This is a genomic window from Acidaminobacter sp. JC074, assembly GCF_022496765.1.
Classification (GTDB): Bacteria; Bacillota; Clostridia; order Peptostreptococcales; family Acidaminobacteraceae; genus JABXKX01.
The window spans coordinates 86,224-110,546 of sequence record NZ_VANV01000004.1; the positions used below are offsets into that span (position 1 = coordinate 86,224).

At 35.1% G+C, this 24,323-nt stretch carries 20 protein-coding genes; 13 read left to right on the forward strand and 7 right to left on the reverse strand.

What is annotated here, in order from left to right; translation table 11 throughout:
* Window positions 1–4: 4 nt before the first annotated feature.
* The 3 genes from EZV73_RS05305 to EZV73_RS05315 all read left to right on the forward strand — a co-directional run bounded on the left by EZV73_RS05305 (window position 5) and on the right by EZV73_RS05315 (window position 2,445).
* Window positions 5–1,390 (forward strand): MATE family efflux transporter, encoded by a 1,386-nt coding sequence (locus tag EZV73_RS05305; RefSeq protein ID WP_240839020.1) that lies wholly within the window; start codon window positions 5–7, stop codon window positions 1,388–1,390.
* Window positions 1,391–1,468: 78 nt separating this feature from the next.
* The gene (locus EZV73_RS05310) at window positions 1,469–1,930 is read left to right on the forward strand and encodes an RNA polymerase sigma factor (RefSeq protein ID WP_240839021.1); all 462 of its coding nucleotides are present in this window, start codon (window positions 1,469–1,471) and stop codon (window positions 1,928–1,930) included.
* Window positions 1,927–2,445 carry a hypothetical protein gene (locus EZV73_RS05315; protein WP_240839024.1) on the forward strand — a complete coding sequence of 173 codons (519 nt, stop codon included), beginning with the start codon at window positions 1,927–1,929 and terminating at the stop codon, window positions 2,443–2,445. The genes EZV73_RS05310 and EZV73_RS05315 overlap by 4 nt, the downstream gene beginning before the upstream one ends.
* Window positions 2,446–2,474: 29 nt before the next feature.
* Here EZV73_RS05315 and EZV73_RS05320 read toward each other — a convergent pair whose 3' ends face one another.
* Together EZV73_RS05320 and EZV73_RS05325 are read right to left on the reverse strand one after the other, a co-directional pair.
* Window positions 2,475–4,214, reverse strand: coding sequence for a transporter substrate-binding domain-containing protein (locus tag EZV73_RS05320; RefSeq protein WP_240839026.1), 1,740 nt, complete (start codon window positions 4,212–4,214; stop codon window positions 2,475–2,477).
* 59 nt (window positions 4,215–4,273) lie between these two features.
* On the reverse strand, window positions 4,274–4,792 hold the full coding sequence (locus EZV73_RS05325; protein ID WP_240839028.1) for a hypothetical protein: 519 nt from the start codon (window positions 4,790–4,792) through the stop codon (window positions 4,274–4,276).
* Between the two features lie 152 nt (window positions 4,793–4,944).
* Here EZV73_RS05325 and EZV73_RS05330 point away from each other — a divergent pair, with 152 nt between their 5' ends.
* From EZV73_RS05330 to EZV73_RS05345, 4 genes are read left to right on the forward strand one after another with little or no spacing between them, the layout of a single operon-like run.
* Complete coding sequence (locus tag EZV73_RS05330; RefSeq protein WP_240839030.1) at window positions 4,945–6,210, forward strand: S-layer homology domain-containing protein; 1,266 nt, start codon at window positions 4,945–4,947, stop codon at window positions 6,208–6,210.
* A 33-nt stretch (window positions 6,211–6,243) separates the two neighbouring features.
* Window positions 6,244–6,546, forward strand: a complete 303-nt coding sequence (locus EZV73_RS05335; protein ID WP_240839032.1) for a rhodanese-like domain-containing protein — start codon at window positions 6,244–6,246, stop codon at window positions 6,544–6,546.
* Window positions 6,543–7,721, forward strand: coding sequence for an S-layer homology domain-containing protein (locus EZV73_RS05340; RefSeq protein ID WP_240839035.1), 1,179 nt, complete (start codon window positions 6,543–6,545; stop codon window positions 7,719–7,721). Before EZV73_RS05335 ends, EZV73_RS05340 begins: the two co-directional genes overlap by 4 nt.
* Window positions 7,722–7,729: 8 nt before the next feature.
* A complete protein-coding gene (locus tag EZV73_RS05345) occupies window positions 7,730–12,718 on the forward strand; it encodes an Athe_2463 domain-containing protein (protein WP_240839036.1) in 4,989 nt (1,662 codons plus the stop codon).
* Window positions 12,719–12,737: 19 nt separating this feature from the next.
* On the opposite strand, the gene EZV73_RS05350 is transcribed toward EZV73_RS05345, so the two are convergent.
* The 3 genes from EZV73_RS05350 to EZV73_RS05360 are packed head-to-tail and all read right to left on the reverse strand — an operon-like array spanning window position 12,738 to window position 15,834.
* A complete protein-coding gene (locus tag EZV73_RS05350; RefSeq protein ID WP_240839038.1) occupies window positions 12,738–13,694 on the reverse strand; it encodes a threonine/serine dehydratase in 957 nt (318 codons plus the stop codon).
* On the reverse strand, window positions 13,688–14,812 hold the full coding sequence (locus EZV73_RS05355; protein WP_240839040.1) for an aminotransferase: 1,125 nt from the start codon (window positions 14,810–14,812) through the stop codon (window positions 13,688–13,690). Before EZV73_RS05355 ends, EZV73_RS05350 begins: the two co-directional genes overlap by 7 nt.
* 8 nt (window positions 14,813–14,820) lie before the next feature.
* On the reverse strand, window positions 14,821–15,834 hold the full coding sequence (locus EZV73_RS05360) for an ornithine cyclodeaminase family protein (protein WP_240839041.1): 1,014 nt from the start codon (window positions 15,832–15,834) through the stop codon (window positions 14,821–14,823).
* A gap of 117 nt (window positions 15,835–15,951) precedes the next feature.
* Here EZV73_RS05360 and EZV73_RS05365 point away from each other — a divergent pair, with 117 nt between their 5' ends.
* The 3 genes from EZV73_RS05365 to EZV73_RS05375 all read left to right on the forward strand — a co-directional run bounded on the left by EZV73_RS05365 (window position 15,952) and on the right by EZV73_RS05375 (window position 18,715).
* Window positions 15,952–17,088: a PucR family transcriptional regulator gene (locus EZV73_RS05365; protein ID WP_240839042.1), complete on the forward strand. Its 1,137-nt coding sequence runs from the start codon at window positions 15,952–15,954 to the stop codon at window positions 17,086–17,088.
* A gap of 2 nt (window positions 17,089–17,090) precedes the next feature.
* Window positions 17,091–17,831: a hypothetical protein gene (locus EZV73_RS05370; protein ID WP_240839044.1), complete on the forward strand. Its 741-nt coding sequence runs from the start codon at window positions 17,091–17,093 to the stop codon at window positions 17,829–17,831.
* Between the two features lie 77 nt (window positions 17,832–17,908).
* Window positions 17,909–18,715, forward strand: coding sequence for a hypothetical protein (locus EZV73_RS05375; protein ID WP_240839046.1), 807 nt, complete (start codon window positions 17,909–17,911; stop codon window positions 18,713–18,715).
* Here the strand turns inward: EZV73_RS05375 and EZV73_RS05380 are convergent, their stop codons facing one another.
* Window positions 18,716–19,267, reverse strand: coding sequence for a TetR/AcrR family transcriptional regulator (locus tag EZV73_RS05380; RefSeq protein WP_240839049.1), 552 nt, complete (start codon window positions 19,265–19,267; stop codon window positions 18,716–18,718). It lies immediately after the preceding gene.
* A gap of 118 nt (window positions 19,268–19,385) precedes the next feature.
* Here EZV73_RS05380 and EZV73_RS05385 point away from each other — a divergent pair, with 118 nt between their 5' ends.
* The 3 genes from EZV73_RS05385 to EZV73_RS05395 all read left to right on the forward strand — a co-directional run bounded on the left by EZV73_RS05385 (window position 19,386) and on the right by EZV73_RS05395 (window position 22,782).
* Entirely contained in the window at window positions 19,386–19,901 is a 516-nt protein-coding gene (locus tag EZV73_RS05385; RefSeq protein WP_240839051.1) for a hypothetical protein, read from the forward strand.
* Between the two features lie 174 nt (window positions 19,902–20,075).
* Window positions 20,076–21,164, forward strand: coding sequence for a glycoside hydrolase family 105 protein (locus EZV73_RS05390; protein ID WP_240839053.1), 1,089 nt, complete (start codon window positions 20,076–20,078; stop codon window positions 21,162–21,164).
* On the forward strand, window positions 21,148–22,782 hold the full coding sequence (locus EZV73_RS05395; RefSeq protein ID WP_240839055.1) for a hypothetical protein: 1,635 nt from the start codon (window positions 21,148–21,150) through the stop codon (window positions 22,780–22,782). Before EZV73_RS05390 ends, EZV73_RS05395 begins: the two co-directional genes overlap by 17 nt.
* A 21-nt stretch (window positions 22,783–22,803) precedes the next feature.
* On the opposite strand, the gene EZV73_RS05400 is transcribed toward EZV73_RS05395, so the two are convergent.
* A complete protein-coding gene (locus tag EZV73_RS05400; RefSeq protein WP_240839057.1) occupies window positions 22,804–24,252 on the reverse strand; it encodes a PLP-dependent aminotransferase family protein in 1,449 nt (482 codons plus the stop codon).
* Window positions 24,253–24,323: the final 71 nt, after the last annotated feature.

Sequence of the window (24,323 nt, forward strand, 5' to 3'; positions counted from 1 at the left end):
ATTTATGAAAACAAGAGACTTAACACAAGGAAGTGTAAAAAAGAATTTATTATATATGTCACTACCAACCATGGCAGGATTTTTCGCTCAAACATTATACGATGTTGTAGATATGATGTGGATAGGGAGAATTTCATTAGAAGCCTTAGCGGGTGTAACCATATTTGCCACCATATTTTGGCTTGTTGGTGTACTTAATGAGATTATTGGCTCTTCATCCATATCAATGATATCTCAATCCTATGGCGAAGGTGACAAAGAAAAGACCAGTCGAATCATAGAACAGACCATCACCTTTAAGGCCCTAGTAGCAGTTTTAGCAGGTATTATCTTGATGGTCATCATCAAACCACTGGCTATTTTCTTTGATTCAAACCCAAGAGTTGTTCAGTCGGTGATGTCATATGGTTACATTAGGATATTCTTTATACCAATTATGTTTTCATCTTATACGGTTAATACTGCTTTAAGGTGTATTGGTGATTCTAAGAAACCATTTTATTTGATGTTAATTTCTTCAGTACTAAACATTGTCCTAGATCCAATATTTATCTTTGATACCTTACCAATCAAATTTGGTTTTATTGACTTTACCATAAAGGGATTTGGTCTTGGTGTATTTGGAGCAGCGCTTGCTACTGTTATATCCATTACGATAGCCTTTGTCATTGGATTCTACTTCCTGATATCAGGAAAGTCTTATATAAAGATCAGCTTCAAAGGTTTGTTTAGACTGGATAAGGACATTGACTATAAGTTGATTACCATTGGTCTACCAAATGGTGTGGAATCACTTAACAGAAACCTTAGTAACTTTGTAGTAATGAAGTTTATAGGCCACTACGGGTCTGTTGCTATTGCTGCATCAGGTATTGGTATGCGCTTTATGGGTATACTCTTTATGCCGCTGATTGGACTTATGATGGGTGGTGGCGCTATTGTTGGTCAAAATCTTGGTATTAATCAAGTGGATAGGGCCAAAGAAACTGCAAAATCTGCCGCTCAACTGGGTGTCGCAGTCATCGCTTTGGTCTCAGTACTTACCTTTATCTTCGATGAACAGATTATGAGGATGTTTACAAATGTAGAAGAAGTCATATCCATTGGTGTACCTATGCTTAAGGTATTTGTTGTAGGCATGTTCCTTTTAGCCATACTCTTTGGTTACTCGACAGTATTTTCGGGATCCGGATACAACTTCCCGTTCTTGGTGTCTTCTGTTGCAGGAAGATGGTTAGCGGCTATACCATTTGCCTTTGTAGCTATATTCCTATTGGATTTAGACATCATCTGGTTATGGATATCCTATATTGTCGGTGATATTATGGAACTTGGAGTTATTATGTATTACTACATAAAAGGCGATTGGCAAACTAAAAAAGTTATTTAGAAAAGTTGAAAGACTTTTCTTTTTTTATGCACGATTTCTATTGTTTCATTCGTATTATGTATGAAGGAGGTAATAAGTTTGGATAATAAATTTGCCGGTAAAACAATCCACTCTGTTGTAGAAACCTATTCTGATTTATTAATAAGGATAGCCTTTCAGTATACAGGAAGTACAACTGATGCTGAGTATATTGTAAAAGAAGTGTATAAAAAACTTATGAAATATAGAAAAGCTTTTACTCATTCAAACGACATGAAAGTATGGTTGATAAGACAAGCTATAAAAGGCAGTAAGCTTTATATGAGAAGCAAGAATAAGAATGAACTTAGGTGTCTAAAGCTGTATGAAGATGACCTTCTAAATAAACTTTTTAGACTAGAGGAAGATGAAAGAATAATTCTTTTTTTACATGATTATGAGGGCTTTACCATCGAACAAGTAAAAGCCATGCTTTTTAAGAGAGGGGCCCAAGTCATCACTATACTGGAGAGTGGAAGATCAAAGCTAAATGCTTCTTTTGACAAGGAAGGTGTCATATGAATAAGTATATTCAAACAATGAATAAGATAAAAGCAAGTCAGACATTTAAAGATGACTTATTAGAGGAGTTAGGTAAAGAAAGAAGGTATGATATGAATAACATGAAAAAAATCGTTATAGGTATTGCTGCATGTGCAGTTTTAGCGGTAGGGGCTATAGGTTTTAACCCAGCGACAAAAGCGCAGGTTATGCCAGAAATAGATTTAACAGAAAGAATTACAATTGATCCAAATGCCCCATCTGCTTGTGTTGCGGTAAATTTAGAAGGCACCATAGTTGAAGTATCGGATGATGGTTTAAGCTTTAAATTAGATTCTGGTAAATGGGTAGACATCGATGATGATACAGAGTATGGTACAACTCTACCGACATCAGCAGCTATTGAAGATCAATATTTAGAACCAACATTTAGGGTCGGTAATATGATAGCTGGATTTACAGAAGATGAAAATGCAAGTAGGATACTTGCTTACGCGATTTATACAAACTGGAACTGGGATGACCCAATCAGGTAACATAAAACCACTTAACGCTGTTAAGTGGTTTAATCTCGTGGTATTTTAATGATAAACTGAGTCTTTTTATAGGACTCACTTTTTAATTGTATGGTCCCTTTTAACTTGTTAATTGCAATATTTCTTACAATGCTCAGTCCCAGTCCTGTATGTTCACTCATTGAATCGTGTTTGAAGAATGGCTCGAATATCCTTGCCTGGTGTTTCACTTCAATACCTCTGCCGTGATCTTCAATGATCAAATGTATAGAATCGCTTTCAAAACCAATAACCTTAATAGTATCGGTTTGAATATGACCATGTTCTATGGCATTTAATATTAAACTATTGATAACTGTATCAATCCAAAGTCCAGCACAGTTGAGATAGATAGATGCATCTATGGCAACTTCTATCTTGTAGGCATCTGGAATAAGGTTTTGTACTTCCATTTGTTTGACAGACTTGTTGACGGCTGCAAGTAGTTGTATGTCATCTGTCTCATTGGTCATAAGAGTAGATTCTAATTTTTTAAACTGAGATAGTTTAGAGCCTATCAGTCTTAGATTATCTTCAGACTGATTCAAAAGCGTCATCAAATCAGAGCTTGTTTCTTCCAAAAGAGATTTACTGAGTTGTCTATTTTCATATTTATAGATTAAGTTTTCAACTTTCTTTTTACTAAAACCAATATTGGTAATACTGGTACCTAGGGGCGAGCCTAACTGATGGGCGACACCAGATACCAGTTTACCCAGTGAGGCATACATTTCTGACTGAACCAGTTTGTCTTGTGTATCAACAAGGTCCTTTAGAGATTTTTCTAAGGCTTTTGTTCTGTCCTGAACTCTCTGCTCAAGTTCTTCATTGACCTTTTTAAGTTCTTCAGTTCTGGCTTTTACAATTCTTCTTAGCAAGATAATGATGATAACCATAAATCCTGCAATTGAGAAGATGGCAATGCTTGCGATGTAGATGATTTGAATTCTGTCTCTATTAAGCCAGTCTTTGTACTCTGCCTGGAACCATTTTTCTTTAATGTTGGCATGTTCTTCTAAGGTAATGTTAGAGATGGCCTTATCAAGTATTTGAACAAACATAATAGAGTCTTTATTTACTGCAAACCTAAACTTGTAATCAAATTCTATCGATTCATAAACAATTAAGTGGTCCAGTTTATTCAAACTGATGTAGTAACTGGTTTGAGCTAAGTCACCGACAAATACATCAATTTGTCCAGATTTTAAAGCAAACAAAGCTTCATTAATGGTTTCAAACTCAAGGTAGTTTGCATCGGGATAAACTATTTTAAAGTATTCACTGGCCGCATAATTTGTTATTAAGCCAAACATGTAATTGGATATATTTTCTTTATCAATCTCCGTATGATTTTGATTGTTGATAACCATAACATTGGGTGCATAAACAAAGGGCTCTGTAAAAACAAAATCTTTTTCACGTTGCTCGGTTTTGGTCATAAAAAGCATATGGTTTTCATTTAATTTTGCAGTTTCTAGTGCTTGAGTCCAAGTCTGGGTGTTGACAACTTCAAATCTTATACTTAGTGTTTCTTCGATTAAATCAAGATAATCTTTAACCACACCTTTCATTAAGTCATAATCATCGATATATTCGTAAGGTGCAAAAGCAGGGTCCGGCACATGATAAATAACCGGGTTATCTTGCAACCAGGCTTTTTCTTCTTCAGTTAATTCAAATGTTTCCTGTGTACTGTTATTACAAGAGATTAATAGCATAAGCACACATACGATTACAAACAGTTTTTTCATAAGAACTCCTATTAATAAACTACCCAAAATTGAAATAAAAAAACTTCGGTTTCCCGAAGTTATTTACGTTCTATGTTTTCAAATGTGATTAAAACATCATCAAAGGCTATTTTAAAGATGCCAGTTTGCTTTGGTACTATATGAATTAAGACATAGTCATCTACCTCATAAAATGTAAAATCATCAGATTCTAGATTGGATTCTAGTGTGACTTGGTGATCAAGAACAATCAAACATTCCTTGTGGATTTTCCCCAAATCGATGGTATCACCAGAAAACTCCTCATGTGTTAAAACATCATCTTTATAGAAAATATGAAGATAGTTCATATCTAGATCTTTGATTAAATGTGCTGTTGCCTTAACTAAGTTTTCTGAAGTTTGTTCATAAGTGGATACCCTGTGTGAATAGTTGTTAAAATCATCTAGGTTATCCACAGTGATAGGATTGGATTCCTCTGTAACGATGGTGTTGATACCTGATGTTTCAAACTCAATGACTTCATCAGAAACAAAGTTATAAAATAAAAAACCGACAAGTCCTAGAATGATGACCATTACTGCAATTAATATTCTCATGATATTCTCCTTTTATCTTTTATATTATACCTTAGAAATTCAGAAATGAGAAGTTGTGCTATTTACAAAAAAAGGAATACAGGATATAATAACACAAACTGGCAAAATATAGAAAAACTATTTATGTATTGAGAAGTTAATAAGGAGCCAAAATGAAAAAGGTAGCACTTGTATTGATTAGCTTGACATTCTTGATTCAGACAGCCTATGGAATAAATTTTAGTGATGTGAATGATTCTGCATGGTATGCAGAGTGGGTAAAAGATACTGAAGAGTTAGGTTTTGTAGCAGGTTATACTGATGGAAGCTTTAGACCAATGGACAAGATAAAAAGAATTGAAGTTCTATCTATGACTTTAAAATCACTAGGCTATCAGATACCCATATCAAAAAATTACTGGGGTCAGAATATCATTGACAAGGCCCTTGAGTTAAATATCATAAGTGATCAACCCTTTGATTTGATGTATAGTGAGCCGGATGGTTTTATCACAAGACAGGAAACGGCTAGAGTCATTTATAATGCCTATCTAAAGAACAACAAGACACTAGACTTTGAATCTGAGTTAAGAACACAAATTAAGGTAAGTGACTTTGATCAAGTGGACGCTATCTACAAAGATGGTGTTATTGGCTTGATTGCCTCGGGTATTGTGGTTGGCTATGAAGATAAGACCTTTAAACCACAAAATACGCTAACAAGAGCGGAAGCATGTGTTTTTATATCGAGACTTTCAAAGCCTGAGAAAAGACATCTGATAGATGAAGTGGGTGTATACAATTATAAGTCTCAAAGTCAGGTTACAGGTGATTTTCAAGTCATGTATAATCCAGAAGACCAGGATATCATCAACCTTCTTATTCTTGTAGATCACTTAGAAAATATGGATGCAGATAAGGGTTATGCTGAAATAGAAATGAAGGATGATTTTTTCCTTGATCTTTACTCAAGCCTAAGTGATTTTGAATATACAAAAACATCTCAAAGGGATACTTATAAAAGATGGTCTTTGAATCTTTTGAGACAAGAGCCAAAGAAAGGCCAAGACTGGATTGAGTTAATATCCTATAGACATGACAATCAGTTAGAACATAAAGAAACCATTGATGCTGTATTCAACTATCTATTTGCTGAAGACACCAGTAGACTATGGGATAAGTTTGTAGAACAATCAGACTTACCAAGAGAAAAAGATATAAGTCATACATATACTTGTGAATCATTTGGTAGACAAGTAAATATTATAGCAGATGAAGCTAAAGTAAGACTTTTGGTTTCAAGAAAAGAAGATGCACTTCCACTGATGTTATCTGAAGATGGTAATAGATTAATCATCAATTATACATCCACCTTATCAAACGGCGATAAGGCATTGTTGCAGAAAACGGATGCTAGAGATAAGGATTCCACTCTCTGAGGTGAACAAGTAGGAAGTAGTGGTGCTACTTACATGGATGTTTGTTGTAATGATATAGACAAGTTGATTGAAGTAAGTAAAGATCTTGTGATTCTAGATGTTAGATCTAAAGAGGAGTTTAAAGAAAATCACTTGAGTCAGGCTATTAACATACCCGTTGATGAGTTAAAAGATAGGTATTTAGAACTTAGTGTAGACAAAGCAGTCCTGGTATATTGCAGCTTAGGTTACCGGTCTATAAGAGCAGCCAATATCTTAGTTGAAAAGGGCTTTAGTGTTTACAATATGAAAGACGGCTATGATCTTTATCTGAAAAATGAAGGGAGTACACAATGAAGAAACTACTGCTAATTATGATGGTCTTATTGATATTAGTAAAACCTGTTTTTGCTGGAACAAAGTTTAAAGATGTAGACGCTGGCATGTGGTACTCTAAGTGGATAGAAACGATAGATGAACTGAAGATTACTTCGGGCTATCCTGATGGTACATTTAGACCTGATAATCAGCTAAAAAGAATAGAACTTCTTTCATTTACCATGAAATCACTGGGGCATGACATTCAAATAGCTGATGGATACTGGGGACAAAATATTATTGATAAAGCAGTTGAAGAAAATATCATTGATAGTGAAAGTTTAATGGTATCAGAACCTGATGGCTATATCACGAGACAAGAAACTGCAAGTGTTATCTATAATGCCTATTTAAAAGAAGAGGCCCTATATAATTCAGACCAAAAACAACAAATTTTAGACATAGTCTCTGACATTGGCCATGTAAACGATGAGCACCTTCAAGGTGTTGTAGGTGTTATAGCATCAGGCATAGTTGAAGGCTATGACGATGGTTCATTTAAACCTACTAACAACCTTACTAGAGCTGAAGCAGCAGTCTTTATTTCTAGACTAGCACTGCCAGAAAAAAGAAAGCAAATCACTCTAGAAATGGGTGTATTTGAATATAAAACAACAAGCGTAACAGCTGAAAGCTTTAAAGTATATTATCTACCCGAGCACCAAGATATCTACAATATGCTTACACTCATTGATGCCATTGAAAATGAAGATGTGGAAAATGGTTATGCATTAATTATGGAAGAAAACTTTGAATCCTTCCACGGTGTGAATCTATATGACAATATGTTCGATTTTGACTATGCACCATTTACTCAAACACATTTATATAAAAGATGGGGATTAATTTTTAGAAAAGCCCCTCCACATGCAACTTATACAGATTGGATTGAAGTTCATGGTTGGGATGATCCAAATCAATGGGAACACGAAAAGGTCTTAAAAGCTTTGTTTGCATACATGTTTGAAGATGATTCAGAACTGGTTTGGAACAAGTTTGTTGAGTTATCTCTTCAAGGAAGTTCAGGTGATGTTGAGTATATTGGTGTTCATAATGGGCGTGATGTTCGTATCGATACCAATGATGGTTCAATTACTCTTTATTCGACAAGAAAAACAGACATTTTGCTAGTTAACGCACTTTTATATAAATAGGAGACTTTATGAAAAAAATAATTGCATGGACGCTTTTATTTTCCTTGTTGCTTTTGAATATACCTATTCATGTGCCTTATGCAGAAGAAGTTAATGATAGTGTCCTATATAATGAGAGCTACATTGAAAGTGAGTATAAACAGAGTGATGAATACAAGGCAAAATACTATATCAATTATTATATTGATGGGAATGATGATAATGGTGATTTTGAACATAACTCGATTCCACACTATATCAACATTAACGATAAGAAATTATATTTCAATGTGGAGCTGCACAAAGAAAAAGCTATACAGGTTTATGGTTACTATGGTTCTGTATTCTTGTTTGAAGGAAAAAATGATTTTAAAACTGAAACTAGAAATTCTAGTGGTATAGGTTACTATGAAAAAAACGATATTCGAGGAGAGTACAGGCATCATGGTTATGCTTTAAATGGCATTCTTTATTCTAACGATGATTTTCCTAGAGATTCAGATTCAGGTAGATCTGTTTCAGAAAAAAAGTGGATTTATCATCATTGGGATGAAGTTTCAGGACAAGATGCGTCAAAAATAACACTAGATGCTACAAATGAAAAAAATCCAAAATATACACCATTAAGAAAACAGATAGATGATATGGTGGATGATGTTCTATTGTATTCTACATATGAAGGATTAGATAAAAATAATCCAAAGTATAGTGACTACAGTGGTCAAGGAAAAGCTGTTGCAGATCATATGAACATCTATACAATCAACTCTACCCTTTATAACGGAGAAGGTAAGATGTATCAGCGGAATGCTGGACGATTGTGGTATCAGATGTTTTCGACTGAGGTTGCTAAGGCTAAAGATAAGAAGAATCAGGCTGTTGTTGTAGAGATTCTAGATAAGGGTACTTATAAGATTGATGCTACTGGTCGTGTTGCGGTTTCTGTTAAAGTTATCGGTCAATATCTAGATTCTGATATTATTTCTGATTCCGATAAGGTGCTTTTTTATAATCAAGAGGAGTTAAAAAGAATTCATCTTAGTTTGGCAATAGGTAATAAGAGTGTCGTTTATTCAGGAAGACCGAATACTGTAGTAAATGGCAATACCGCATTAGAACATATTTTTGAACTTGAGATTGATAAAGACGATATTCAAGATGGTTTGGTTACAGCTACAGGTAAATCGTATACTTCATTTTATGGTGCTAATAAATCAGAGGTTGTCAACGATGAGGTTTCAGCCTTAGACGTGGACACTGTAGGTGATGGCTTGAAATCACTATTTGATGTAAAAGATGTTCAGTTGCTGCCTGACCCGAGTGATCCTTCTAAGACTTTGCCATTTACTGTGGACATGCTAGATTATAAGGATTATTCTACTGGCGATATTGAAACATATGAGATATTAGTTAAGACAGGTGATCTTTCAAGACAAGCAACCTATACTTATATTGGTCAGCCTATTGGGTTTGTAGATGATTTGTATGACTTCATTACTGTAGACGATCATTATGAGTCGTATATAGTTTACCAGACTGTTAAAAACAGCAGGTCTTCAGATCGCTACTATGACGCCTTTTCCTTTAGAAAAGAAGTCAAGCAGGCCATTGAACTTGACTTTGACATACCCCACCATGTTATAGACATTGATCCCGTAGAGGCAAGTGATAATACCAATTATGGTGGTCAGATAGTAAAATCAAAGTCTATAATTATTGACGGTGATGAGGTTGATTGGGATGATTTCTTTGATGGCAAGTTTTCATTTGGAGAGACTCATAATAATTATATAGCTGATATTGTCATTAAAGTTGTAAATGATCAAGATGTAGAGAGCACCTTTAAAGAAGCTTTTAATGTGCATTCTTCTTTACCAAGGTCTAAACTGGTAGCAGAAGGCACTTTAAAGGAAAATCGTCTGGTAACTCTTTATAACAAGTCATCTGATGTTGAAGATCCCTTTGTTGCTGCAAAGTATCCCAACTCTTATACAATTTCTTATACTTCAGTAGATGGATTAATGAATGATTGGAAAATGAAACCTGTGTCAGAAAATGAAATTGATATGATCTTTAAGAGTCCGGGTTTTTATAAGGCGACTATAGTTGCAAGTAATGATGCACGTTCTGAGTCTACATCAACGGATTATCATATCGGCATTGTACCTGACTATGAACCCAATGTATATTTCAACATTTGGAACAATGTCTTAACTAGAAATGAAACCTTAAACATCACGTATTCTGCAGATAGTCTTGATGGTGATAGGATTTCATTCAATCATTTTCAAGTTTACTTTGATGAGGATAACGATGGCATTGCAGAAAAGTTGATTCATGAATCTGAAGGGCAGTTAAATTTTTTTACACCGACAATGTTAGGATTTTACAAAATTGTTAATAATGTCAGTGAATCCTATGGAGAGGCAACCATTGAAGCCTTTCTTACAGAAGAAGATAAAAGGACAAAGAAGGTTGAAAGAGTTTTTTATGTTGATAATCTAAGACCTCTTGTAGAAATTGACCTTGATATACCCGAAAGTTTTCAAAAGGTTGATATGTATATCATGTCTGATGAGAACTTAGGTGATGGAGATATTTCAGAGCTTAGAGAAAGTCGTGTGGATTATAACAATGACCTTCGTCTTTATGGCTTAGACGTTAAGGCGGACTATAGAGACTTGAAGACTTATGTACAATCTCAGCAAATTGATACTTCTGATTATAGTGGCGATACCTATCCTTCAGCCACCTTGACTTATTCATCTTCTGGATTCATAGGTGTTCTTTCAAGATACAATGTGATTAATAACTCTTATGAAGACTATTATACAACCGAGGAATCTTACGAATCCTGTAAAACAGTGAATGTTTTTAATGGCTATGTCAATTGTGACTCTGCTTGTCTTAGGGCATGTAATGGGATAGGAAACCAGTCTGGCTGCAATTCTGGCTGCTGTGATAAAGATTATAGGCAGAAAGAGGAGTGTAAAACCAAAACTACGACAAAAAGGCATTATTATACTGTCAACAGGTACACGGGTTACTATTCTGGTACGGTTTATAAATCGGTAAAACAAGCCTATGCAAATCCTTTTAGAGAAACATCGGATAAGTATCTCGTTTACATTGCAGATGATACCTTTAACTTAGATGATTTTAACATCATGAAATCGAGAGCTCACTATGATGTTATTCTGATTGGAGATATAGCCTTAAAGAATGCCGTTTCAAATGAAGTCATGTTTATTGAAAATGATGGTTCAGGGATGGATAATCTTATGAAGCAGGCCATTGATTATATTGGAAGCAAGTATCCATTTTCATCAAAATATCTAGTTGAAGTAGGTGACACCTTTACTTTGAGTCAAATAATGTTCGATACGGAAGGTGATCCTTTAACCAACTATGGTTATCAATATGTACAAGACCAGGTTTTTGATAATCCTATGGGTTTAGAGTCTTTTGCTAGTGTGATTTATAAACAGGCTAAGACCAATTTTTCAAACCACGTTGCCGCATCATTTTCTAAGGTTGGTTTGTTTAAGATATACGCACTCTTAAAAGACAATACAGGTCAGGTTTCTTTTGATAAAGAATCCAATGTTTCAGAAGTTTCTATATTGGTCCACAGAAAACCTATTGCAGATTATGTCCTTGACTGGACATATGATGCATCATCTTCAATGTATCAGACTATTTTTGTAGATCAGTCTTATGATTTAGACCATGAATATTCAGATGACCGTAAGGGCATACGTGATGTAAAGGCTATGTATAGAAACACCTTATCATCAGTATGGATTTATGCTGTGCCGGACAAACTGTCAGCAGGTACCTATGAGTTTAGATACTCAGTAAAAGATATGGAAGGGGCTTGGAGTGATCCAAAGCAGGTGACCTTTACTCTGTCGGATACACCGCCACCACAACTCTTAGATGCAAAAGTAAAAGTAGAGGATAATCGTTTTAGCCTAAATGGTATTCCAGGAACAGAATATTTGAGGTTTTTTCATGTAAAGACTAGGTATCCTTATGACCATGACCTGGTTTATAGATGGTTAGAAAATGGTAGACCAGTTTCTTCTTACATGGACTATATAGGTGATTACAGCCTCCATGAAGGTGACAGGCATTATGATGAAATGACCTTTCTTGTTCCTAAGGCGTATGTTAATGGCGATTACGAAGTTGAGCTATGTGTAAGAGATTCAGATAATAGTTCTAATTCAGATGCTAGAGCCTTTGATATTGTTATTGATACACCAATCGACTTGATAACTTTTACGCCTGACATGATTTTACCTGGCTCCAATACCTTTGAGTGTGAAACTTCAAAATACGTTGATGAAGTTCAGTTAACCATTTATTACGGGTCTCCATATGCTGAAACTTATAAAATGACCAAAGTGGATGATAAGTGGTTTTATGACTATGAAGCTTCTGATCTTGAAGATGGTTTCTATGATGTTCATTATAGGGCTATTATCCATTCCAGTCCTTATCAAGATGAGTCCAAAATTGATCAAACTGAAAAAGTTTCATTAAGGGCTTTAAATATTTCAATTGTAGGTGCTTGGACATACTGGGATGGTGGAGAAAACATATTTGGAGAGACGCTAACAGACGAGCCACACCGCTTTATGTCCCTTGAAAGAATTGATATATATGTAGAAACTATAGGCGAACCTGATGACATCCAGGTGACCATGAGTGATGAGTTAATGGCCATGACCTATGTCGATAAAAACAACAACACATACAATTATGAAGAAATGGTTGGTAGTAAAGTTCTATTCCCAATCTTAATGTCAACAAGTGATAAATCTAACTGGACTACTCATTATGTTTTACCCCTTACAGACTCCACAAAAGACCTTGAAAACAATCGTCTTAAGTCTCCCTACTGGATAAAGATTGTTTTAAGAAAGGGCACTAACCGTTTGGTTTATCTTGTCGATGACATTGAGATCAGTGGCAATACCATCGAACATCTCTATCTTCAACCACAAAATTAGGACATCCATTTTGGATGTCCTAATCATTTATCACTTTTTTCATTAATTCAACGTCTATATTATTGCCTGATAATAAAAGTGCCACTTCTTTACCAAAATCATAGTCTGCATGTTCCATAAGTGCTGCCACAACAACACAAGAGGATGCTTCGATGATGGTACGTTCTTCTAGTATCATATGTTTAAGGGCTTTTATAATGCTCTCTTCTTTTACGATGATGATGTCATCAATCAACTCATCAGCTAGATTGTAAGCAAGCTCGCCAACACCGCCGATGAGTGCTTCACAAACAGATTCATCTGATGGATATTCTGGATAAAAGTGTTTCTCATCCATAGAAGCTTTCATTGCTGGACAAGCTTCAGTTTGGACACCGATGACTTTGATCTTGAGATTGATGGTCTTAGCAGCAGTTGAGATACCAGAAATCAAGCCACCGCCACCAATTGGCGCCAAGATGGTATCAATATTAGGATTCTGTCTAAGAATTTCAAGTCCTGCAGTCCCTTGTCCCGCATAGATAAGTGGATCCTTGTCATAAGCATCAATATAGGTCATTTGATGGTCTTTTACATAGGCCATACCAATGGCATGAGCTTCATCGTATGATTTACCTTTGACGATAAGCTCTGCGCCGTAATGTCTGATGGTATCTATCTTTGAGTCAGGTGTGTTTTCTGGAACAAAGATAAGTGCTTTTTCAATACCCAGCATCTTGGCTGCATAAGATACTGCTACTCCATGATTACCAGAAGAGACTGCTACAACACCATTTGATTTTTCCTCATCACTAAGACGAAGCATTTTACTAAAGGCGCCACGCATTTTAAAACTTCTTGTTGGTTGTAATCCTTCGTTTTTAAAGTAGACTTTTCTATTTTTAGAACTTAAAGTATTGGAAAGGCTCAGTGGCGTTTCCAATACATATGAATCAATGAGTTTCTTTGTCTCTATGATTAATCTTAAATCTAACATGAGAGTTCCTCTAAGAATTCTGAGAATTTATCAAGGCCTTCTTTTAATGCAGAAGGACTAAATGCATAGCCGATTCTTAAGAAGCCTTCTGTATGAAGTGCTGAACCTGGCACCAACATAACACCCTTAGACTCAAGCAACTTAATACAGAATTCTTCAGATGGCATATCAAAATCATACTTAAGAAATGCTGTTGTTCCAGCCTTAGGTTTTACGTAAGAAATCTTAGGCTCTTTTTGAACCCATTCGTCTAAGATTTTGATGTTATCACGTACAATCTTATGGTTTCTTTCGATGATCTTGTCTTTATTCTCTAGGGCTATTGATGCTAGGTAATCATCTATACGTCCACATGAAATGGTTGTATAGTCTCTTCTTCTGTTCACTTTTTCAATAAAGTCTTCTGGACCTGCTAACCAACCGATTCTCAAACCAGCTAATGAGAAAGTTTTCGATATACTGCCTGAAGAGATACCTTTATCATATAAATCTACAATAGAAGTTGTGAAGCCTGAACCTTCATGGTCAAGTCCTCTGTATACTTCATCACAAATTACATAAGCATCCACTGACTTTGCGATTTCAACAATCTCCTTTAAGAATGCTTCATCCATTAATGCACCTGTAGGGTTGTTAGGATTGTTGATGCAAATAAGTTTTGTATTGTCATTCACAAGTGATGCAAGCTCTTCTAAGTCAGGTAAGAATTTATTTTCTGGCTTTAGTTTTAAGATTTGAACATCAGCACCATAGGCTTCTGGAATAGAATAGTGCTGCTGGTAAGTCGGTAGAACAGATACAACTCTATCACCTGGTTCAATTAAGCTGAACATAGTCAGTGCATTTGCACCAATAGCACCATGAGTAATGGTTACTTGCTCAGGTTTTACAGTTTTATAAAGTGATCTAACTCCTGTTACAAGTTTATCTGAACCTTCAATATCGCCATAGCTCATCTGCATGTTTAGGATATTGTTCATGACCTCATCCTGGTTACCAGCGAGTGTTAAAAGTTCTTTTACTGTCATAGATTCTACACATGTTTCTGCTAGGTTGTACTTACAATTGTTTTCATAGAGATTCATCCAAATCTCTACACCAAAATCTTTAATTTTCATTTTGCCCCCTATAAATCGATAACTGTACCTAATCCTTTTTTATCTGCTAATTCTAAAGCAATCTTTGAAGTCATTAAGTCTTGAAGTGCGATACCTGTAGAGTCAAAGATTGTAATATCTTCATCAGATGTTCTACCCTTTTTGTCACCTAATATAACAGCACCGATTTCAGAGTAGATTTTATCTTCCGAAATGATACCTGCTTTAAAAGCTGTTTCAGTTTCACCAACATTAACGGCTTGGCCAATATCATCTACAACGACAATGGCATCTGCAAATAGCTTTTCATCAATTTCTTGTTTGCCTTCCATATCAGCACCCACGCAAGAGAGGTGTGTACCTGGCTTCACCCAGTCTTTTTGAATCATTGCCTGTCTTGAAGGTGTTGCTGTGATGATAACATCAGAAACACCAACTGCTTGTTCAAAGTTTTCTACTGCTTCAAATGTCACTTCTTTATCTACATTGAAGTTCTTAAGGAGTTTTTCCTTGATAGAGCCAGCGTAATCTTTTGATCTTTCTACTGACATAGGATCGTGAATCAAAACTTTTTCAATACTAGGTACTGCAATAAGAGTTGCAGCAATTTCAAATTGTGCAATGTGGCCTGTACCAACCATTAACATTGTTTTAGAGTCTTTTTTAGCCAAGTATTTAGCACCGATTGCACCTGCGGCACCTGTTCTCATACCAGTGATGTGGTCTGCATTTAAGATGGCTTGTGGTGCACCAGTTTTAGAATCGAAAATCATAGTTGTTCCGATTAAGAGTGGTAGATTTTTATCTTTATTTTCACCAAACCATGAAACCAGTTTTAGACCGAATATATCAGCACCCTTTAAGTGGCCTGACTTAATGTCCATATCTGCAACACCTGGGTTGAACTCATGGAAAACCATTGGGAATAGTGCTGTTTGATTTTGTTCTTTTAATGTATATACCTGCTCAATGGCTTCAATTACCATTGGCATTTCTAATACCTCTTCTAATACCGCTTGATTTAATACCTTTACCTTAAACATAAAACCTCCTTGATTTGTTTATCTTTTTCTCTATTATATAGAAAATTCTGACGATTGTATTTGTACTAGAAAAGAAAATCATGTAGAATTGTTGTATAAAATACAAAAGGAGGCTTTATGTCTATTTCTATTGCTGATGCCTTGATGTTAAACGAGTTAAAACCATTAAAGCTTTTAAACAAAGAGGTCAAGTTAATTAAAAGAATTGATAAAATAGGGATCCTAGATCATGAGCTTATTGAAGGCATCAAAGGCAATTTTAGAAGTGGTGACTTTGTCTTAACGACTTTTACACCAATTAGAAATTATCCTGATTTAATTGATCAGGCTATTTATGATTTGATAGACTGCAATATTGCAGCCCTTGCTATAAAAAATATCTATGTGAAAGAAGTGTCTGAAAGTGTTCTCAGTTTAGCTAATAAAAAGGATATTCCCATTTTTTTATTTGAATCGAATGCCTATTTTGAAGATGTCATTGAGGGCTTAATAAAAGGCATGCACTCGAGGTCTTATATGGAAATCATTGAATCTAAAATTGAAACCATGTTTTCAAATGACTTAAAAGCTTCTCTTGTAGAAGAAATGGCCTTTGAACTAAATGGTGATTTCTTAAATTATCATCAAGTGTTTTTCCTTAAAGAAAAAAGGTATATAAATGATGAGGGCATCATTGAAATATCTGAACGCTACAAACGTTCTAGAAAAAGACCGTCTGAACATGGTATATTTAAGTATAGGGATGGTCTACTTGTGGTTTTGACATATGAAAAGAGACCCAGTCATCCGAGGGTAGATCTGGACTACCTAATGACCATTGGCGATTATAAGGTGAGTGACTTTTATATTGGTCATGGTCATATTTCTGAATCTCTTCAACTACTGGACAAGGGTATAAAAGAAGCCGTTTATGCCAATATGGTTTGTGAAATGAACCAGGATATTATAGTTGATTACCATGATATTGGTCTTTATAAGATGCTACTGCCTCATAAAGATACTTGGATGAAAAGTTATGTAGAAGGTGTACTAGACCCTATAAAATCTTATGATGATGGCAAGTTGATTGAGACTGCCAGAGTTTATATTAAAAATTTAGGAGACATGGTTTTGACTGCAGATCATATGTTTCAGCACAAAAATACCATACGCTACAGAATACAAAAAATGAAAGAACTTATGAAGATTACATCTGATGGTGAGTTCTATGAGCAACTTTCTGTTGCCATAAAATGCGAAAAAATATGTAGGTGATGATGAAAAAAAGAATACTCATAATAGGTGAGGTCGTCTCCACGACCAAAGAATTAATTGAAAAATTTAAAGAAGAGGGACATGAAGTTATTGTCGCTTGTAAGAGTCAACAAGCTTCTCGTGTCAGTCATATGTATTTGGATTTGACCGACTTAAAAAGTGTGTCGTCTTTTCTAAAAGACTTTAACAAACGATATGCATATCTAGATGCACTGCTTTTTCAAGAACAATGTGAGAGTGGTGAAAGAACACTTACATCAGAGGGGTTTGATCCTTTGATTGCCATGCATTATCTGGCTCCTTTCATGTTAACGGAGGGTCTGTCAGTTTCTTTAAAAACAGAAGAACATGCAAGAATTGTCTATCTCATATCAGAAACAGCTTTAAAGGGTGATATTCAAGATGCAAGCCTATTGTTTTCTGAAGGCAAATCTTATTCAAACGCCATGCGCATGCTTTTGATGTATGCTGTTAATATGTCGAGCAAACTGAAAGGGGATCATGTGACTGTCAACATGATGTTAAAGCCTGCAGAGGAGAAGGGCTTTATCAAAAAACTCTTTAAAAGTGCTGACCACCATACTTGTGATGACTTGTATTACTTGTTGATGTCTGAAGACTTAAGGTATAAGACATCCAAGTTGTTCTCTGGTAGACAAGTCATGGTCATTCCCCAGGATAAGATTAGAAAAGATGAGATGCATCTTCTAATTTCTCAAACTAAAAAACTTCTGAGATTTTAATAACCATTTTTATGGTTATTTTTTTGTTCTTAAATAATGCCTTATTTCTTGGGTATAAGATTAAAAAGGAGGGCAAAATGACTTTAAATGAACTGTTAAAGCATATCAAAAGAGATCATGAAACATGGATGAAAAAAGCACATGAAGAAATGCTGGCAGGCGACTGCTTTTGTGATTATGCCTTCCGTTATAGAGGTCATGAGTACCAGGTAAGATTTAACCTCTTAACACTGGACTTTGTCGCTAAGTCTAAAATGCCTGTTAGTCTCAGGTCTAAGATAAAGTCTAGGATTATAAAAGAAGAATATCTCAAGTGGAAGTTTAAAAAAGAAGGACGTGCTTTCTTCGATTTTCTAGATCTTTATTTTGATGATTACAGCCATATCAGGTTTACAGATTGTGAATCTCCGGATTTCATTATTCACAATGACTTTGAACATGGTTATGAAGTGACTGAAGCGACAGATATGCATAATGCTAAGTTTAATGAAGCAGTTTATCTTCTTACAGGTATGGATCATAACACCAAAGAGTTTAAAACCTATATCAAACACATTGAAAGATCTTTAAAGAACACACATACAAGACAAAAGACCAATTACAATGACTTTGATATACACAAGAGAATTCTTGAATGCATCGAAAAAAAGGCCCTAAAGTACAACGAGTATGATGTGACTTTAAAGACTAGGAATGTCATTATATTTAACAACAGGATTGCCTTTAGAAGACAAGATGACTTTGAAATTCTAAGAAAAGGTATACAAAAATCGGAAGTTATCAGGGCTTCTAAACTGGACCATATCTACATCATCAGTGGTACCCATGATGTCTTGGTGTCTTTTAACAAGTACGGTGATATCATCACTGTTAAAAGAAAATAACTAGATAAGATTTTCCATGGCATCATGTAATTCTTTTGCCATTTGACTGGCTGACTTTGGCATAGAATCATAGATCCATTTTTGAACCACTCTAGTGGCTCCGGAAAATAAGAAGATAGAAACTGAATGAGGCATCTTGTGAATAAAGTCATTTTTAAGTCCTGGTCTGTTTTCAAAGTAGTTTTCACATACAGAAATCATCAAATAACACAGTTGGTGCTGTCTAAGTAGAAGAATGAGTGATTTATGAGATTGCCAAAAGTAAAAGTAATGAGTAAGAAGATCTTCAAGTGTTTGAGGGTCTTTTTTTTCAAGATCTAAAATAGCATCTTCCATAAGAAATTTGAGATAAGTTATAAGAACCTCAAACTTTGACTCAAAGTGACGGTAGTAGGTTTTTCTACCGACCTGAGCATGTTCACACAGGTTTGTTATTGTAATAGAAGAAAAGTCTCTTTCGTGCATGAGATCTACTAAAGCCTTGATGATCATCAACTTTGTTTTAGTAAGGCTTTTAAAATTTTCATTGTCTTTATTGATGTTTAGTTCCATATAATCTCCATGACACAAAGGTGTATGTTTTGTGTTATTTTTTTACTTTTAATTGATTTGACTCTATATCTAGCTTACATTAAATATGCAAATGATACAAATGTGTCAAGGAGGAATAATGTTAGAAAGATTGTATAAACCAAGTAAAATAAAAGCATCTATATCAATATTTATGTTTGTAGCTGCCATTTTAATTTTGCTACCTCAGATGTCTGGCGTACTAGAGTCTTTAAACGGTCATAATATAACGCCTGACAGTGATTTCTTTTATAATGCAGGAAGGTTACATGAAATTAAGATGACCTATAGTCAAGAAGGCATAAATGCATATGTATGGACAAGATTCTCATATGATCTTGTATGGCCACTGATTTATCTGTTTTTTATGGTAGCCACTTTGGCTTTGATGCTTGATGAAAAAACAAAGTTTATAAGGTACTTGCCTCTTATAGCAGTTAACTTCGATTTACTTGAGAACATCACATGTTCACTCTATTTTAAAGTAGTAGAAAATCAATTTGTTGCAAGCCTCGCTTCAATCTTCAGCGCTGTAAAGTGGGTCATGATCATAGGTATCTTATTGATTCAAATCACACTTTTTATTCGAGTGCTTTATAAGAGGATAAGTCAATAAAAATGTGGATAAACTCTTCTAATCGGGATTTGTCCACATCCATAAAGAGTCGCTTTGAGATAATCTCAAGGGGCTTTTTTTTGACAAAATATGCGGTTTTATGAGCACCTATGACAAAAATAGAGGAGAAAAGATATTCTGTTCATCATAAGATAAACTTGAAAGTAGGTATTTATGAATATAGAGACGAAATTAGATTTAATAGCCAAAAACTTTAAGCAATTTTTATATGCATCTAATCCGCATGTCGTTAAAAGCTTGAAGAGCAAGGGCTTCTTAGAGGATGACATAAGACGAATTGAGCTGTTTGATTGGTTCCAAGGTGTGGGTCTTTATGGCTATTATAAGATGTATAAGCACACCAAAGATCAAAAGTATTTACAGATAATTATGGAATATTTCGATGATAGGATCAAAGATGGTCTACCTAGTAAAAACATCAACTCTATGGCTCCGATGTTGACGATGGTTTCAATTCTAGATGAAGACAATTATGCGAAGTATGGGGAAATATGTAAAGAATGGGCTTCATGGCTATACAATGAACATCCAAGAACGCTGCAAGGTGGCTTATCACATTTAACTTGTGAAGCAGAGAACCGTCAGGAACTCTGGGATGATACGCTTTTTATGTCTGTCTTATTTCTAGCCAAAGCAGGCGTTGTTTTTGACAAACAAGCGTATATTGATGAAGCCTTATACCAGTATTCCTTACATGAATATTATCTAAGCGATCGAGTAAGCGGTTTATGGTATCATGGATGGACTTTTGAAGGATGTCATAACTTCTCTAAAGCATTTTGGGCCAGAGGGAACGCATGGATTACAATATTTGTACCTGAACTACTAGATATTATAGGTGAAACAAACTTAAAAAGGCAACTACTTAGAACTTATAAAACTCAGATTAAATCTTTAATTTCACTTTCTTCAGAGAATGGACTCTATCATACATTATTAAATGACAACCAAACATATATTGAGGCAAGCGGTAGTGCTGGTATCATTTATGGATTACTTAAAGGCTATAATGATGGTTTAATCGACTGTCTTGATCATTCGCTGTTAGAAAAAGGCATTAGCTCCTTACTGGCATGTGTTGATGAAAAAGGTCTTGTACATGGTGTGTCAGCAGGTACTGCTATGGGACATGATTTAGACTACTATAGAAAAATTCCTTTAGAAGCCAAACCATATGGACAGGCGCTTACCATGTTGGCTTTTATTGAGTATATGAGGGGGAAAGATGAAAAAATACTATGATTATATTGTTTTTAAGAATGATGAAGCTGTAGATGACTACTTATGTTCAAGAGTCTTAGACCCAAGTAGGAGAGATTACGGAGGTTTTAGAGATAAGTTTGTAGATATTAAAAAGACCGTGTATTCATTCTCTTATATGGCAGCTGCTTATGTATGTCCAGACAGTAAATACTTTAAAAGCCCAGCGTTAAAAGATGCAATGTCTTTGTCACTAGATTTTTTTAACAGAGAGTTAAGAGAGACTCAAACTATTGATTTTGTCATGTGTAATTTTTCTTCAGCGCCAGATACTGCATTTTGTATAGAAAAATTGGTACCATCTTTCAAGCTTATTGACCATGAGCCGTCATTGAAGTCAGTTGCTCATGAACTTTATATCCTAATTGAGAAAATGACAATTGGTATTTGCAAAGGTGGTTTTCATACGCCAAATCATAGGTGGGCTATCTCATCAGCCTTGTTACAGTCAAGCCAAATTAACTTAGATAGCAAAATGGTAAAAGTGTTTACAGAAGCAGCTGACAAGTATTTGAATGAAGGCATAGATTGTAATGAGGATGGAGAATATGCAGAGCGTTCTTCAGGAAACTATAATGCAGTTGTAAATAGAGCCTTAATTTCACTTTATGAAATCACTGGCAAAAAAGAGTATTTGGAATATATAAAACGCAATCTAAAAATGATGCTGTATTACTTTGATCCAGATGATACTATTTTTACTGACAACTCAACTAGACAAGACATGGGCACCAAAGAGTTTGGCCTAAAATACTTTTTCCAATACCTTTATGTCTCAAATGAAGATGAGCTGTTTAGTAGGGCAGCATGCAAACTGATAGAAGGTGGCATAAAGAGAGATGAGTTCCCCAACTTCCTAGTGGATATATTATTGCGTAAACATTTGCTAGATCACAAGTTATCGTCACCTGAGTTTATATTAGATTACAATAAGTATTTTAAAGAATCTGGAGTAGTACGTTACAGAAAGAATAATCTGACCTACTCTTTAGTTAAAGATAAGAAACACTTTCTTATACTTAAGTATAAGGACATGAGATTACAGGTACATATTGGTGTTAGTTTATGTCATGTGAGGTACTTTGAAATACAAGAAATAGTTCCTAAGGAAAATGGTTATGAATTATTTTTTGATGCTGAAGGCTGGTATTATAGGCCTTTTGAGCAAAAGCAAGAAAGCAGTGACTGGTGGAAAATGGACCATGAAAAACGTGAGTTACTGATAAATAATACATTTAGCATGAAGGTAAAGATTGAACATGAAGAAAAGACTTTAACTATTCATTTGGATGCTGGTGGTTATGAGCATATTCCATTTAGATTGGAGATAGGCATTCCCAAGTATGCTATGCTTGAGAATGACCAGTTTACTCTAGAAGCATCATCAGGTAATTATATGATTCTTAAAGAAGGCAATATCCGCATACAAGGAGAGTCATGTGCATGCAAAATTGGAAGTGGTTTCTTTTCTCATAATTATCTTGGCCATCCAACCAATGATCCAAGACAAGTAGATGACTTTTCACTGATTATGACAGGTGAAACGGCTTCAAATAAAAGCATTTCCATCGAGTTCGAAGATAACAAATGGCTGTATTAAAAAACTTTAAGGAGAGATTCCTTAAAGTTTTTTTATGATATCAGCCAATTTTTTTATGCCATCACTCAATTGATCTTTACTGGCATAACAATATGACAATCTGATATAGGTATGTTTTTTAAAGGCATATATGTGACCGGGATTGATTAGAAGTTTTTCTTTTAGTGCAAGATCGAAGAGTATGTCAGTTGAGATATGATCATTGAGTTTTAGCCATATATAGAAGCCGCCCTCTGGTACTTCCCAACTTGCTATATTAGAAAAATGCTTAATTAATAGATCATTTAAATGATGACACCTGTCTTTAAGTTCTTTTCTTAGAACTTCCAAATGTTTTTCGTAGTGACCATCTTTTATTAAATAGGTTAACATCCATTGTGAAATAGAAGATGCGCCGTAATCTGACTGCATTTTTATATCACCTAGTCGTTCAATGATCGATTCTGGTCCAACAATCCAACCAATTCTAAGACCTGGTGCAAGGGATTTTGATATAGAACCCAGATAGAGCACATTGCCACTGTCATCATAAGACTTAATGGGTACAGGTGGCATACTATCAAAATAAAGTTCCCTATAAGCATCGTCTTCTATAATGGGTAAATGGTGATGTTTGCACCAGTCTAATAGTTCAAGTCGTCTAGAAGTTGACATAAGGCGACCGGTGGGATTATGAAATGTCGGTATGGTATATAGTAAAGCATTTGATTTTAACTCTTTCTCATCAATCAGCCACGGAATAGGTCCATTTGAATCTGTTGGAACAGATTTCATATTCATTTTTTCATATTCAAAAACTTTGAGTGACTTCACATAGGAGTTTTCTTCAACAAGTACAGTTGAGTTTTCTCCAAGAAGACTAACTGATATAAGCTGGAGAGCTTGCAAAGATCCAGAAACAATCAGTATTTCAGAAGGTTTAAAATTTAGATGATACCTTTTTAAATAATTTGAAAGTTGGATCCTAAGTTCTTCTAGGCCAAGAGGTTCTAGATAGTTATAAGGCTCCTTTAGTTCTGCCAATTTCATAAGAACACTTGAAATGGCATCATGGGGCATCAAGTCAGAAGCTATTTCTCCTGTAGATAATCGGATGATATCCTCTTCAAACTCATACTTGTTGATGGACTGAATGGTTGGCAAGTTGGATTTATGAATGCTCCCGCTAATGTAATTTTGCCAGTCCGGTGTTTTGGATAAAAGCATGGACCAAGAGGAGTTAGCGATAAGGGTGCCTTTGCCTGTTTTGGATTCTATGATCCCAAGAGCATTTAACTCAGAAAAAGCATCTACAATGGTTGAACGATTAACACCAAGCGTTTGAGACAAGGCCCTTTGTGACGGTAAAAGGTCACCAACTAACCAATCACCCTTGTAAATCTTGCTTTTTATATAAGACACAATCTGATCCGAAAGAGATACTTTTGACTTTCTGTCGGGTTGCCAGTTCACTTGTATTTTTTTAGACATATCAAGCTCCTAAATTGGTTGGTTAATAAATCTGCATTGGTTGGATATTTTTGAAAAAATATCTCTTATAC

Bases quoted from the DNA above. Each gene is read 5' to 3' on its own strand.
- EZV73_RS05350 (WP_240839038.1), bottom strand. From the start codon at position 13,694: ATGTTAGATTTAAGATTAATCATAGAGACAAAGAAACTCATTGATTCA.
- EZV73_RS05360 (WP_240839041.1), bottom strand. From the start codon at position 15,834: ATGTTTAAGGTAAAGGTATTAAATCAAGCGGTATTAGAAGAGGTATTA.
- EZV73_RS05320 (WP_240839026.1), bottom strand. From the start codon at position 4,214: ATGAAAAAACTGTTTGTAATCGTATGTGTGCTTATGCTATTAATCTCT.
- EZV73_RS05340 (WP_240839035.1), top strand. From the start codon at position 6,543: ATGAAGAAACTACTGCTAATTATGATGGTCTTATTGATATTAGTAAAA.
- EZV73_RS05335 (WP_240839032.1), top strand. From the start codon at position 6,244: ATGGATGTTTGTTGTAATGATATAGACAAGTTGATTGAAGTAAGTAAA.
- EZV73_RS05395 (WP_240839055.1), top strand. From the start codon at position 21,148: ATGAAAAAATACTATGATTATATTGTTTTTAAGAATGATGAAGCTGTA.
- EZV73_RS05385 (WP_240839051.1), top strand. From the start codon at position 19,386: ATGTTAGAAAGATTGTATAAACCAAGTAAAATAAAAGCATCTATATCA.
- EZV73_RS05380 (WP_240839049.1), bottom strand. From the start codon at position 19,267: ATGGAACTAAACATCAATAAAGACAATGAAAATTTTAAAAGCCTTACT.
- EZV73_RS05325 (WP_240839028.1), bottom strand. From the start codon at position 4,792: ATGAGAATATTAATTGCAGTAATGGTCATCATTCTAGGACTTGTCGGT.
- EZV73_RS05365 (WP_240839042.1), top strand. From the start codon at position 15,952: ATGTCTATTTCTATTGCTGATGCCTTGATGTTAAACGAGTTAAAACCA.
- EZV73_RS05345 (WP_240839036.1), top strand. From the start codon at position 7,730: ATGAAAAAAATAATTGCATGGACGCTTTTATTTTCCTTGTTGCTTTTG.
- EZV73_RS05330 (WP_240839030.1), top strand. From the start codon at position 4,945: ATGAAAAAGGTAGCACTTGTATTGATTAGCTTGACATTCTTGATTCAG.
- EZV73_RS05390 (WP_240839053.1), top strand. From the start codon at position 20,076: ATGAATATAGAGACGAAATTAGATTTAATAGCCAAAAACTTTAAGCAA.
- EZV73_RS05355 (WP_240839040.1), bottom strand. From the start codon at position 14,812: ATGAAAATTAAAGATTTTGGTGTAGAGATTTGGATGAATCTCTATGAA.
- EZV73_RS05400 (WP_240839057.1), bottom strand. From the start codon at position 24,252: ATGTCTAAAAAAATACAAGTGAACTGGCAACCCGACAGAAAGTCAAAA.
- EZV73_RS05305 (WP_240839020.1), top strand. From the start codon at position 5: ATGAAAACAAGAGACTTAACACAAGGAAGTGTAAAAAAGAATTTATTA.
- EZV73_RS05370 (WP_240839044.1), top strand. From the start codon at position 17,091: ATGAAAAAAAGAATACTCATAATAGGTGAGGTCGTCTCCACGACCAAA.
- EZV73_RS05375 (WP_240839046.1), top strand. From the start codon at position 17,909: ATGACTTTAAATGAACTGTTAAAGCATATCAAAAGAGATCATGAAACA.
- EZV73_RS05315 (WP_240839024.1), top strand. From the start codon at position 1,927: ATGAATAAGTATATTCAAACAATGAATAAGATAAAAGCAAGTCAGACA.